Annotated in this window: 10 protein-coding genes; 2 read left to right on the forward strand and 8 right to left on the reverse strand. The window is 70.8% G+C overall.

What is annotated here, in order from left to right; genetic code table 11:
• The first annotated feature begins 24 nt into the window (after positions 1-24).
• Positions 25-2,127 carry a hypothetical protein gene (locus ACZ5CW_RS14515; protein WP_468600990.1) on the forward strand — a complete coding sequence of 701 codons (2,103 nt, stop codon included), beginning with the start codon at positions 25-27 and terminating at the stop codon, positions 2,125-2,127.
• Positions 2,127-3,674: a hypothetical protein gene (locus ACZ5CW_RS14520; protein ID WP_468601114.1), complete on the forward strand. Its 1,548-nt coding sequence runs from the start codon at positions 2,127-2,129 to the stop codon at positions 3,672-3,674. The genes ACZ5CW_RS14515 and ACZ5CW_RS14520 overlap by 1 nt, the downstream gene beginning before the upstream one ends.
• On the opposite strand, the gene ACZ5CW_RS14525 is transcribed toward ACZ5CW_RS14520, so the two are convergent.
• From ACZ5CW_RS14525 to hemL, 8 genes are all read right to left on the reverse strand, one after another.
• Positions 3,671-4,123, reverse strand: a complete 453-nt coding sequence (locus ACZ5CW_RS14525; protein ID WP_468600992.1) for an SRPBCC family protein — start codon at positions 4,121-4,123, stop codon at positions 3,671-3,673. The two genes, ACZ5CW_RS14520 and ACZ5CW_RS14525, sit on opposite strands and share 4 nt — an antisense overlap.
• Positions 4,124-4,148: 25 nt before the next feature.
• Positions 4,149-5,249 carry a c-type cytochrome biogenesis protein CcsB gene (ccsB, locus tag ACZ5CW_RS14530; protein ID WP_468600994.1) on the reverse strand — a complete coding sequence of 367 codons (1,101 nt, stop codon included), beginning with the start codon at positions 5,247-5,249 and terminating at the stop codon, positions 4,149-4,151.
• Positions 5,246-7,009, reverse strand: a complete 1,764-nt coding sequence (resB, locus tag ACZ5CW_RS14535) for a cytochrome c biogenesis protein ResB (RefSeq protein ID WP_468600996.1) — start codon at positions 7,007-7,009, stop codon at positions 5,246-5,248. The genes ccsB and resB overlap by 4 nt, the downstream gene beginning before the upstream one ends.
• Before the next feature lie 4 nt (positions 7,010-7,013).
• Positions 7,014-7,784 carry a cytochrome c biogenesis CcdA family protein gene (locus ACZ5CW_RS14540; protein WP_468600998.1) on the reverse strand — a complete coding sequence of 257 codons (771 nt, stop codon included), beginning with the start codon at positions 7,782-7,784 and terminating at the stop codon, positions 7,014-7,016.
• Position 7,785: 1 nt separating this feature from the next.
• The gene (locus ACZ5CW_RS14545; protein WP_468601001.1) at positions 7,786-8,376 is read right to left on the reverse strand and encodes a TlpA family protein disulfide reductase; all 591 of its coding nucleotides are present in this window, start codon (positions 8,374-8,376) and stop codon (positions 7,786-7,788) included.
• Positions 8,377-8,491: 115 nt separating this feature from the next.
• On the reverse strand, positions 8,492-9,796 hold the full coding sequence (locus ACZ5CW_RS14550; RefSeq protein ID WP_468601116.1) for a polysaccharide deacetylase family protein: 1,305 nt from the start codon (positions 9,794-9,796) through the stop codon (positions 8,492-8,494).
• A gap of 194 nt (positions 9,797-9,990) precedes the next feature.
• Positions 9,991-10,650: a histidine phosphatase family protein gene (locus tag ACZ5CW_RS14555; protein ID WP_468601118.1), complete on the reverse strand. Its 660-nt coding sequence runs from the start codon at positions 10,648-10,650 to the stop codon at positions 9,991-9,993.
• A 47-nt stretch (positions 10,651-10,697) separates the two neighbouring features.
• Positions 10,698-12,014: a glutamate-1-semialdehyde 2,1-aminomutase gene (gene hemL, locus ACZ5CW_RS14560; RefSeq protein ID WP_468601120.1), complete on the reverse strand. Its 1,317-nt coding sequence runs from the start codon at positions 12,012-12,014 to the stop codon at positions 10,698-10,700.
• Positions 12,015-12,266: the final 252 nt, after the last annotated feature.

Here is a 12,266-nt window from a genome sequence, read left to right on the forward strand (position 1 = left end):
CACTGCTGTTGAGGGGGAGATGCGGTGCACAGACGGTTGCACGGGCGTGGGGCGCTCTTCGATGTCGATCCGGCCGGTCTCGCGCCGCGGCTGGTGGGCATGCGCCCCCATCACCATCGCGGTCATACGCTGGAGCACCCGGAGGAACCGCCGTTCGTGGTGCTGACCGGGGCGCGCGGGCTCGGCAAGAGCGCGGTCCTCGCCGAGCTGCGGGACTCCTACCAGGGGCACACGCCGGTCGCGCTGGTCGACTGCGCGGAGGAACAGTTCGCGCGGCCGCCGACGGACCGGCCCGCCGAGTCCTGGTCGCCGCTCGCGCAGGCGCTGCTGGTGCTCGCCGAGCAGCTCGCGGAGCCGGTGACGGGTGCCGGGCGGATCACCTTCCCGCGGCTGATGTCGGGCCTGGTCGCGGTGGCCGCGGGCGGCTGGGGCGACGCCGACTCCGAGCGGATCCGCCGGGAGGTCGAGCGGATCCTGCTGCTGAACGAGAGCGGCTCGTGGATCAGCGGGCTGGCCGGGCGCTGGGCCGGGAAGGTGGCGGCCAAGGTGGTCGCCGCGGCCACCGGCACCGGGCCGCTGGTGTCGGGGGCCATCGAGGCGACGCTGGAGTCCGTCGCGGAGGGCTTCGCCAGCCGCCGGCACCAGAAGGCGTCCGTCTGGTACCGGACGTATCCGAACGCGGGCGGCAACGCCCAGCGCGGGCTGATCCTGCTGTCCGGGCACTTCCGCGCGGACGGCCCCTCGCGGGAGCACGCCGAGCGGTATCTGGTGCGGGCGCTGCTGGCCGATCTGACGGAGGCGTACGCGGGCGTGCTGCCGCGGATGCAGCGGCTCGGCCGGCCGCTGGTGCTGCTCGACAACGCGCAGTCGGCGCCCGGTCCCGGACTCGTGGCGGCCGTGCTGCGCGACCGCACCGAGGGCATCGCCGACCAGGTGGCGTTCGTCGCGGCGCGGCGGGGTGAGGGCCGTGAGGAGCTGCGCAGCGCGGTCCGGCGGGAGCTTGCGGAGGTGGCCCGGCGCAGCGACTGGACACCGGACGCGGCGCCCTCCTCGCGGGCGCTGCTGCTCGCGCTGCCGCCGCTGAGCCCGGACGACACCCTGCACATCGTCGGCGCGGTCTGCGCGGACACCCCCGTACCGCCCCAGCTGCCGCCTGCCACGCACCGGCTGACCGGCGGGAACCCGCTGGGTATCGTGCTGCTCGCCGAGGCGGCCGCGCGGCATCTGCCCGGGGCGTCCGCGCTGGGCGAGCTGCTCACCGCGGAGATCCGGCCCGCCGAGGACCGGCCCGGCCGGCCCGTCCACGAGGCGCTGCTGGACCGGCTGGTGCCGGCCGAGCACCTTGGGGAACTGACCGTGCTGGCCGCAGCCCACGACCACGGATCGGCCTGCGCGCTGGCCGCGGAGCTGCTCCCGGACACCTTCGGTCCGGCGAGCGTACGGGCCCTGCAGACGCTGCTCGCCGAGGAGGGACTGCCCGTCGTGCCGGGCCGGTTCGTCGGTGACCCGTTCGTGCGCACCCTGCTGCTGCTCCGGCTGCACCTGCGCGACGCGGACCACGCGTCCTGGCGTACCGCGCACGAGACGCTGATCGCCCACTACACCGCCCCCGAGCACGCCCGTTACCGGCTGCACCACGAACTCGCCCTCGGCCTCACGGAGCCGGCGGTCGCCCACCTGCGCGACACCTTCCCCACCGCGGCTCCCGGCGCCTGGCTGCGCACCCTGCAGTTCATCGCGTCCGCGCCCTACTTCCACGCGCACGACGCCGAGGGCCACGACTTCGGCGGTCACGGCGACCGGCGGGCCGCGGTGGCGCTGGGCCGCACGGACGCCGAGCACGCCGTGCCGGAGGGCGCGGACGCCGTACTGCACCTGCGGGTACGGCGGCTGCTGCACGCGGTGTGGCAGCTGGCGGATCCACTGGCGGTGCCCGACCCGCAGGTCTGCGACCGGCTCCGCTTCGAGCTGGAGCAGCTGTCCAACCTGCGGCCGGCGGGCAACGCGCTGCTGTGGCGGGCCTCGCGGGACTGGCCGGCGGCGGCGCTCGCCGGGCGCCCGATGGACGGCCCCGACGACCCCGACGACACGGACGAGGGCCCGGACGACCGGAGCGGGGAGGAATGATGGCGCGCAGGGGTGTGGCGACATGGGTGCGCGAAGGCGTGTGGGAGATCCCGCTGCGCCGCTACCTCGCCCTGGTGGTGACGGCCGCCCTGGTGGCCGGCCTGGTGTTCGCGGTGCGGGCCCTCACCCACGAGGACCGCTCCTGCGGGCCCGGGGTGAGCCGCCCGGAGGGCAGTGAGGAGTGCGTGGGCGTGGCGACGGGCCCGTACGACTTCGGGCAGGCCCAGCTGCGCCAGGTCGTCCGGGCGATCGGGCGGGAGAACGACCGGCTCAAGCCCGAAGACCACGTGACGGTGGCGCTGATGCTGCCGTACACCTCCACCTCGCCGACCAACCTGAACGACATCCAGCACCAGCTCCAGGGCGCCTACCTGGCGCAGTACCAGGCCAACCACGACTCCAACGGGGAGGCCCCGCAGATCCGTCTGGTGCTGGCCAACCCCGGGGCGACGGGCGACCACTGGCTGCAGACGGTCGACCAGCTGACCCGGATGACGACGAGCGCGGACCGGCTGCGCGCGGTCGCCGGCGTCGGGCAGAGCACCGACGCCAACAAGAAGGCCGTGAAGGAGCTGACCCGGCGCCACATCCCGGTGATCGGCTCCTCCATCACCGCCGACGACCTCGCCAACGGACAGCGCGGCCAGGACCCCTACCCCGGGCTCGCCCGGGTCTCGCCGACCAACACCGACGAGGCCCGCGCGCTGGCCTCCTTCGCCAAGGTGAGCGCGGGCAAGGCGCTGCTGGTGTACGACAAGCCCGGCGACCCGTACACGCGCACGCTGCAGGAGTCGTTCGCGGCGCTGATCAAGGGCTCGCCGTACGAGCCGCAACCGTTCACCCCGCCCGCCGACCGCAGCGCGGAGGGCACGACCGCGAACACCTTCCGGCAGATCACGCACCTGGTGTGCGACACCTCCCGGGAGACGGACACGATCCTGTTCGCGGGCCGGCACACCCAGCTGCGGCAGTTCATCAACGCGCTCGGCGGGCGCGGCTGCCAGGACCGGAAGTTCACGGTGCTGACCGGCGACGAGGCCTCCTATCTGACCCACGAGAAGAACCTGGACCGCGCGGCACTGCGGCACAACCTCTCCGTGCGCTACACCTCCCTGGCCCACCCGGACGCCTGGACGAAGGACCCGGTGCGCACGGGCGGCTCGGCGGCGGACTTCACCGCGCTGCGGAAGCTGGTGTCGGGCGCCGGGCGGGAGCCGATGGGCCCGATCGGTTCCGTCGCCCTGGACGACGGGCAGTTGATCATCGGCTACGACACCCTGCGGCTCGCCGTGCACGGCATCCGCGAGGCGGTGCCGGGCGGCCGGAGCGTTCCGGCGCTCGCGGACGTGGGCCTGCAGTGGCCGCAGGTCAAGGGCTCGCTGCGGGTGGACGGGGCGAGCGGGTGGATCTGCCTGGACGTGCACGGCAACCCGTACGACAAGGCCGTGCCGATCGTGGAGCTGACCCCGCAGGGCGGCTCGCGCTTCGTCCGGATCGCCTGGCCGGAGGGGAAGCCGCCGGGGAAGGAGTGCCTGCCGCCGTCCTAGGTGAACTGGCCGGGAAGGGGTTGCGAGGGCTCCTCGTCGGGGAGGTCCCGCGGGCCCCCCAGGTTGGCGATCAACCGTTCGAATCGGGTGCGCCAGGCGGACTCGGACTCCCCCTCGCCCTGGAACTCGTGGGTGAAGCGCAGCACGCTCCCCCGGTCCCCTTCCCGCTCCAGATGGAACCGGATCCGGCCGCCGTCCCCGACGGTGTACTCGGCGACCCGGTCCACGTCCCACGCGGTGATCCGGCCGGTGCCCAGGTCACCCAGGGTGACCAAGCCGTCGAGACGGGGCTCCAGAACGTCGACGGCGGTGAACCAGCCCCCGAGTCCCTCGGGGGTGGCCACCGCCGACCAGACGTCCTCCATGGACCGCGGGATCCGCACCAGGAAGTGGAGTATGTGCGTGTTCCCGTGCGTCTGGCTGATGCCTTGTTCGATGGAACCGCTCATGACACCAGTGTCACCGACCGGGCGATTACACGCCCGCGTAGGAGTGCTTGCCGCTCACGAAGATGTTGACGCCGTAGTAGTTGAACAGCCAGCAGCCGAAGGCGAGCAGTGCCAGGTAGGCGGCCTTGCGGCCCTTCCAGCCGGCCGTGGCGCGGGCGTGCAGGTAGCAGGCGTAGGCGATCCACGTGATGAAGGACCAGGTCTCCTTCGGGTCCCAGTTCCAGTAGCGGCCCCAGGCGTCGCCCGCCCAGATCGCGCCCGCGATGATCGTGAACGTCCACAGCGGGAAGACGGCCGCGTTGATCCGGTAGGCGAACTTGTCGAGCGAGGCGGAGGCGGGCAGCCGCTCCAGCACCGAACTCGCGAAGCTGCCGGGCCGTCCGCCGGTCTGCAGCTTGTTCTCGTACGAGTCCTTGAACAGGTACAGGATCGTGGCGACCGCGCCGACGTAGAACACCGCGCCGCAGAAGATCGCGGTGGAGACGTGGATGTACAGCCAGTACGAGTGCAGGGCGGGAACCAGCTGGTCGCTCGCGGTGTACAGGACGGTGACGGCCAGACCGAGGTCGAGGAGGACCGTGGTGATCAGGAACAGCCCGAGCCAGCGCACGTTCTTCTTCAGCGCCAGCAGCGAGAGGTACACGCCGACGGCGACGGTGGAGAAGGTGATGTTGAACTCGTACATGTTGCCCCACGGAGCCCGCTCCACGGAGGCCGCGCGGGAGACGACCCCGCTCAGCTCCACCAGGAAGGCGAGCACGGTGAGGGAGATGGCGATACGCCCGTAGAGGTCGCCCTGCTCGTCCCCGCCGTGCGCGCCGGGCCCGTCCGGCACGTCCCGGGCACCGGACGCGGAGCGCACGACGACCTTGGGCCGTTCCAGTACGGCGGTCCCGCCGGCCTGCTTGACGGTGACGGCGGGCCCGCTCGCCTTCTGCGCGCCGGCGGCGGTGAGCGCGGCGGCCGTCCGGCCGACCTTGCTGCGGCTGCCGAAGAGCCACTCGGCGATGTACGCGAAGAAGGCCAGGGTGTACACGGCCATCGAGGAGTAGATCAGCGTGTTGCTGATGCTCGCCAGGTGTTCGTTGGTCGCGACGGCGAGATCGGTTGCGGCGGCGAGAGTCACTTCTCAGCCCCTTCGGCAGGTACGACTGGGGATTCGGCGGAGTCGTCGGTGGAGTCTTGGGAGGAGTCGTCGTCCGGGTCCTCGCCGGGGTCGGCCGCCCCCGGCGCCTGATCGTAGAGGGCTCCGGCGAGGTCACCCAGCTCCTCGGGCACCTTCGCGGACTCGCTGCGGCCGAGCCCGCCCATCTCGACGACCGTGACGCCGTCGACGCCGCGCACCGCCCGCACCCACACGCGGCGGCGCTGGATGAACAGGGAGCCGGCCAGACCGAAGATCGCGGCGAGTGCACCGCCGAGCGCCCAGCTGCTGCCCGGCTCCTGGACGACCTCGAAGCCGGCCCACTCCTTGATGTCCTTCTCGAAGGTGATGGACCCGGCGCCGTTCGGCAGCGTGAGCGTGTCGCCCGGCTGCAGCAGCTTCTTCAGCAGCCCGCCCTTGCTGTCCTTGAACGCCTTCATGTGCTTCTTGTCGAGCTGGTAGACGCTCTGCGGGATACCCGAGTCGACGCCCAGGTCGCCGTGGTAGGCGTTCACCGCGAGCAGCGGGTTCACCAGCGCGGGGAACCGGGAGAGCATCGTGCCGCTCTTCGCGTCGAAGGTCGGCACGAAGAAGGCCTGGAAGCCGAGCTGCTCCTTCTTGCCCCGGGCGTCGCGGTAGCCGTCCATCACCTTCACCACGCCGTTGGAGGTGATGTTGCCGTCGAGCGGCAGCAGCGGCACGGCGTCGCGGTAGACGACCTTGCCCTTGCCGTCGCGGACGGTGATGACGGGCGCGTAGCCGTGGCTGACGAGGTAGACCTTGGCGTCGTCGATCTTCAGCGGCTCGTTGACCTTGACGGTGGTCGACTGTTCCTTGCCGTAGGCGCCCTTGCTGTACTTGATCGTCGCTTCGAAGGTGCGGGGCGTGCCCCGGTTGGGACCGCTCGCCTCGTAGGTGGCCCGGAAGTCCTTGAGGTCGAAGCTGAACGGCACCAGGTCGTCACTGGTGAACAGGCGGCCGGACTGGATGTCGTCGTACATCGGGATCGCGTTGGAGAAGCCGTCGCCCTCCACCATCAGCTTGGTGCCGTCCGACTTGTACAGCTGTCCCGAGGCGAAGGCGATCAGCAGCACGATCAGCGCGATGTGGAAGGCCAGGTTGCCCAGCTCGCGCAGGTAGCCCTTCTCGGCGGCGACGGCGTCACCGGCGACATGGGCGCGGAAGCGGCGCTGCTTCAGCAGGGCGAGCGCGGCCTCGCGGACCTGCTCGGGCTCGGCATCGGTGCGCCACGTCGTGTACGCGGGCAGCCGGTTCAGCCGCTTGGGCGCGCCCGGCGGCCGGCTGCGCAGCTGGCCGACGAACTGCCAGGTGCGCGGGACGATGCAGCCGATGAGGGAGACGAACAGCAGGATGTAGATCGCGGAGAACCACACCGAGCTGTAGACGTGGAAAAGGCCGAGCTTGTCGTAGACCGGCGCCAGCGTCTTGTGGGCGGCGCGGAAGTCCTCGACCTTGCTCGCGTCGGCGCCGCTCTGCGGGATCAGCGAGCCGGGGATCGCGCCCAGTGAGAGCAGCAGGAGCAGCAGCAGCGCGACCCGCATGGAGGTCAGCTGCCGCCAGAACCAGCGGACCCAGCCGATGACGCCGAGGCCGGGCACGCTCGACAGTTCCTCCCGGGGTGCCGTGGACAGCTGGGAGCCCGCCGCCCCCAGGTCCTCCTGCTCGCGGCCCTCGGCCGCGTCCGGGGAGCTGCCGGGCTCGGTCTTGGAAGTCGTGCTCATCGCGTCAGATCCCCACAGTGAAGCCGTTGGACCAGGTCTGCATCTGCTGTACGAGGCTGTTCCAGGCACCGGTCAGCAGCAGCACACCGGTCACGATCATCATCGTGCCGCCGATGCGCATCACCCAGACATAGTGGCGCTTGACCCAGGCGAAGGCGCCGAGGGCCTTGCGGAAGGCGATCGCGGTGAGGACGAAGGGCACGCCGAGACCGAGGCAGTAGATGACCGTCAGCAGGGCGCCGCGCCCGGCACTCGCCTCGTTCCAGGAGAGCGCGTTCACCGACGAGAGGGTAGGACCCATGCAGGGCGTCCAGCCGATGCCGAAGAGGGCGCCGAGTATGGGCGCCCCGAGCAGGCCGTTGGCCGGCCGCTTGTGGAAGCGGAACTCGCGCTGGGTGAACCAGGGCATCAGCCCCATGAAGAACACGCCCATGAGGATCATGAGCACGCCGAGCGCCTTGCTCAGCGGGTCCTTGTAGTCCTGCAGGGTCGAGCCGAAGTAGCCGAACAGCGCGCCGCCGGAGACGAAGACGGCGCTGAAGCCGACGACGAACAGGGAGGCGCCGGCGACCATCCGGCCGCGCCGGGCCTCGGCCAGGTCGGTGCCCGCGACCCCGGTGACGTAGGAGAGGTAACCGGGGACCAGCGGGAGCACACAGGGCGAGAAGAAGGAGATGAGCCCGCCGAGCAGCGCGACCGGTGCGGAGACCAGCAGGGCGCCGTGGAGCACGGTCTGGTTCTGGCCCGTCGCGGCCAGCGTGAGGGTCGCGCTCACGTCACTTCTCCGCCAGGACCGGCTTGAGCATCTTCAGCAGGTTCGTGTCGTCGAGCGGCTGCAGCGCCCGCGCCGCGACCTTCCCGTCCCGGTCGATGATGAGCGTGGAGGGGATCAGCTGCGGGTTGAGGGTGCCCTTCTTGAAGCGGAGCATCAGCTTGCCCGTGGGGTCGTACAGGCTCGGGTAGCCGATCCCGTTCTCCTTCTCGAAGGCGACCGCGGGGGTGGTGCTGGTGTCCCGCGTGTTGATGCCGACGAACTGCACGCCCTTGCCCGTGTAGTCCTTCGACACCTTGGCGAAGTACTTCGCCTCCTCCCGGCACGGCCCGCACCAGGAGCCCCAGACGTTGACGACGACGACCTGGCCCTTGTAGTCGGCCACGTCCAGGGTCTTGCCGTCGATGGTCTTCCCGGACAGGTCCGGTGCCGTGGCGCGCTTGCCCTGCGGCGCGGAGTCGATGCCGTTGTTGCCGGTGACGAAGTGCGTGTCGCCACCGCCGCCGGAGGTGCCGCCCTTGCCGCACGCGGACAGGGTCAGGGCCGCGACGGCGGCCACGGCGCTGAGCAGGACGGCGCGGCTACGGGTACTCATGTGAAAAGTTTCGCATGCCTGTTCCGGCGATCTCGCGCGCCCCCCTGCGGGGCGGAAAACCGCATTTCAGGGCGTATTTACACGGGACATTTCGGGCGGCGTGCCCCGGATACCCTCAGGCGGCGTCCGAGGAGGCCGACTTGGTGTCCCGCAGGAACTCCTTCCAGCCCCCGGCGGGCCGCTGCCCGACCTCCAGCGTCCGCAGCTTCGCGAGCACCTCGGGCTTCTGCACGTCCATCCAGTCCACGAACTGCCGGAAGGAGACCAGCCGCACGTCCGCGCCCTTCTCCTTCTCCCGCGCGATGTGCGTGAAGGCCTCCTCGACGGAGTCCATGTAGATGCCGCCGTTCCACTGCTCGAAGTGGTTGCCGACGAAGAACGGTGCCCTGTTCGTCTCGTATGCCCGCTTGAATCCCTGGATGTACGCCTGGGCGGACTGCTTGCGCCAGCCCGGGTAGTTGTAGGCGGGCGCCTTGGTCGAGTTGACCGACTGGTTGGCGAGCATGTTGTAGTCCATCGACAGGACCTCGAAGGAATGTCCGGGGAAAGGTATCTGCTGCAACGGCAGGTCCCAGATGCCCAGCCGCTTCACCGGCCACGTCTGACGGCCGCCCGGCGAGGAGGCGTCATAGCGCCAGCCCAGCTCGCGGGCGGTGGGCAGCAGGTTGTTCTGGCCGAGCAGACAGGGCGTACGACCGCCGACCAGCTCCTTGTCGTAGTCGAACGGCAGTGACGGCAGGTCGGTCCACCCGGTGTTCGTCCGCCACTCCTTCACGAACGCCTTGGCCTGCCGTATCTCACTCCGCCACTGCTGCGGGGTCCAGTTGCCGACCGTGCCGCTGCCCGCACAGAAGTGCCCGTTGAAGTGGGTGCCGATCTCGTGCCCCTCCAGCCAGGCACGGCGGACGTTGGTGAGCGTGGCCTTGATGTGCTCGTCGGTGAGGTAGCCGATGTCGGAGGCGCCGCGCGGGTTGTTCGGGGGCTCGTACAACCGCTTCTTCGACTCGGGCAGCAGGTACAGCCCCGAGAGGAAGAAGGTCATGCTCGCGCCGTGCTCCTTGGCGAGGTCCAGGAAGCGCGGGAAGAGCCCGTTGCCGACCTCGCCGGCCCCGTCCCAGGAGAAGATCACGAACTGCGGCGGGGTCTGCCCCGGCTCCAGCGGCTCGGGCTTGGCGGGCTGGTGCGGCTGCCTGCCGGTGAAGGAGGTGGAGCCGTCCCCGATGGGCCGGGCCGGGTGCGCGCCGCCCTTGCCGCCCTGCTCGGCGCGGCCCTTGCCCTTGCCGTCACCGGAACCGTCCCGGTGCCCGGATCCGTCCGAGGACTTGAGGCTCCCGCAGCCGGCGAGACCGGCGGCGGCCGCCGCGCCCGCGCCGAGGCCGAGCATTCCCCGCCGGGAGAAGGTCCGGGAGATGGTGCGCATGGAGATCCCCGATTCGTCGCGCCTGCTGGTGGTCACCCAGTCAGAGGGCGCGACGATCGGGAGGGTTCCGTTTATTTGTGCGCTTTTCGTAACAGATACCGCAAAGGCGCACCAAGCCACAGCAAACGGACCGCCAGAAACGACGGTCCGTCAGGCTCTGCGCACCTCTCGGCCCCTCGGGCCTCTCAGGTCCCTCAGGCCCCGAAGGCCTTCCCCTGGACGGTGCCCTTGCCCTTCTGCGGCTTGGCACCGGCCCGCAGATGAGCCGGGACGAGATCGATGGCGGGCTCGCTGTAGCCGACCGAGACGATCCTGTCGCCCTGATATGTGAAAGTCGTCAGGGAGGCGAGCGTGCACTGCCGCTTGCGCGGGTCGTGCCACAGCCGCCGCCGCTCGACGTACGAGCGCACGATCCAGATCGGCAGCTGATGGCTGACCAGCACCGCCTCGTGCCCGCGCGCCTGGTCCTTGGCCGCGTTCAGCGCGCCCATCATCCGCACGACCTGGTCGACGTACGGCTCGCCCCAGGACGGCCGGAACGGGTTGACGAGGTGCTTCCAGTTGTCCGGCTTGCGCAGGGCGCCGTCCCCGACGCCGAACGTCTTGCCCTGGAAGACGTTGTCGGCCTCGATGAGCCGCTCGTCGGTGTCCAGGTCGAGGCCGTGCGCCTTGGCGATCGGGGTCGCGGTCTCCTGCGCCCGCTCCAGCGGGGAGGCGCAGACGTGGGTGACGTCCCGGGAGGCGAGGTGCTCGGCGACCCGGTCGGCCATCTGCCGGCCCAGCTCGGACAGGTGGTAGCCGGGCAGCCGCCCGTAGAGGATCCCGCCCGGGTTCTCGACCTCGCCGTGCCGCATGAGATGGACGACGGTGACGTCCTTGCCGCTGCTGCTGTTCCCGTTGCTCACGCGGTGGCCTCCGCAGCCGCCCGGGCCGCCGCCGGAAGGGCGTCGGCGATCTTCTGGATGGCCCGCTCGTCGTGGGCCGTGGACACGAACCAGGACTCGAAGGACGACGGCGGCAGGTAGACGCCGTTCGACAGCAGCGAGTGGAAGAACGCGGTGAAGCGGAACGACTCCTGCCGCTTGGCGTCCTCGTAGTTCCGCACCTGCCGGTCGGTGAAGAACACGGAGAACATGTTGGAGGCGGTCTGCAGCCGGTGCGCGACACCCTCCTTGCTCAGTGCCTCGGTGACGAGGGACTGGATCTGCGCGGAGACGGCGTTCACCTTCTCGTAGGCCGCGTCGTCGAGGAGCCGCAGCTGGGCGAGCCCGGCGGCCGTGGCGACCGGGTTCCCGGAGAGGGTTCCGGCCTGGTAGACGGGCCCGGCGGGCGCGAGGTGGGCCATGACGTCGGCCCGCCCGCCGAAGGCGGCGGCGGGGAAGCCGCCACCCATGACCTTGCCGAAGGTCATCAGGTCGGGCGTGACCCCGTCGACCCCGTACCAGCCGCTCCGGCTCGTACGGAAACCGGTCATCACCTCGTCGGAGATGTAGAGGGCGCCGTTCTTGTGGCAGGCGTCACGGAGCCCCTGGTTGAACCCGGGGTCCGGCGGCACGACACCCATGTTGCCGGGCGAGGCCTCCGTGATCACACAGGCGATCTCGCCCGGGTGCCGGTGGAAGGCCTCCTGCACGGCCTCCAGGTCGTTGTACGGCAGCACGATCGTGTCCCCGGCCTGCGCACCGGTGACACCCGGCGTGTCCGGCAGCGCGAACGTCGCGACACCGCTCCCCGCCGCCGCGAGCAGCGAGTCCACGTGACCGTGGTAGCAGCCGGCGAACTTGATCACCTTGGCCCGCCGGGTGAACCCGCGGGCGAGCCGGATGGCCGACATGGTCGCCTCGGTCCCGCTGCTGACCAGCCGGACCTGCTCGACGGGCGCCACCCGGGCGACGATCTCCTCGGCGAGGGCGACCTCGCCCTCGCCGGGCGTGCCGAAGGACGTACCGCGGGCGACGGCCTCCTGGACGGCGGCGATGACCTCGGGGTGGGAGTGCCCGAGGATCATGGGCCCCCAGGAACACACGAGGTCGACGTACTCGCGGCCGTCGGCGTCGGTGAGGTAGGCCCCCTTCCCGGACTCCATGAACCGCGGGGTACCGCCGACGGCGCGGAAGGCGCGCACCGGGGAGTTGACACCCCCGGGCGTGACGGCGGAGGCACGGTCGAAGAGCGCCTGGGACGCGGGCGCTTCGTACGGATAGGGCGTTTCGCTCAGGGCACTCATGACGTGCGACTTCTCCGGCTTCTCGGACTCCGGTGGCGTGGTGACCCCCTCAGGGTAGGCCGCGCCCCGTCCGGACAGCGGACGGCCTCAAGATCAAAGCGGCCCCGTCGGCCATCTGCGAGACTGAGACCTGATACACACAGCTCATACGCACGTAATGATCAGAGGCCGGGAAGTTCCCCGTGGACTGTTGTTCCACCGCACGTTTCGGCGGGCGGCCGTGGGGGAGGTCACTGACACGAT

The sequence above is a fragment of the Streptomyces sp. NPDC031379 genome (genome assembly GCF_055569615.1).

What these genes read in the sequence shown, in the direction of transcription:
- ACZ5CW_RS14520 (WP_468601114.1), top strand. Translation starts at nt 2,127, where the DNA reads ATGGCGCGCAGGGGTGTGGCGACATGGGTGCGCGAAGGCGTGTGGGAG.
- ACZ5CW_RS14525 (WP_468600992.1), bottom strand. Translation starts at nt 4,123, where the DNA reads ATGAGCGGTTCCATCGAACAAGGCATCAGCCAGACGCACGGGAACACG.
- resB (WP_468600996.1), bottom strand. Translation starts at nt 7,009, where the DNA reads ATGAGCACGACTTCCAAGACCGAGCCCGGCAGCTCCCCGGACGCGGCC.
- ACZ5CW_RS14545 (WP_468601001.1), bottom strand. Translation starts at nt 8,376, where the DNA reads ATGAGTACCCGTAGCCGCGCCGTCCTGCTCAGCGCCGTGGCCGCCGTC.
- ACZ5CW_RS14550 (WP_468601116.1), bottom strand. Translation starts at nt 9,796, where the DNA reads ATGCGCACCATCTCCCGGACCTTCTCCCGGCGGGGAATGCTCGGCCTC.
- ACZ5CW_RS14555 (WP_468601118.1), bottom strand. Translation starts at nt 10,650, where the DNA reads ATGCGGCACGGCGAGGTCGAGAACCCGGGCGGGATCCTCTACGGGCGG.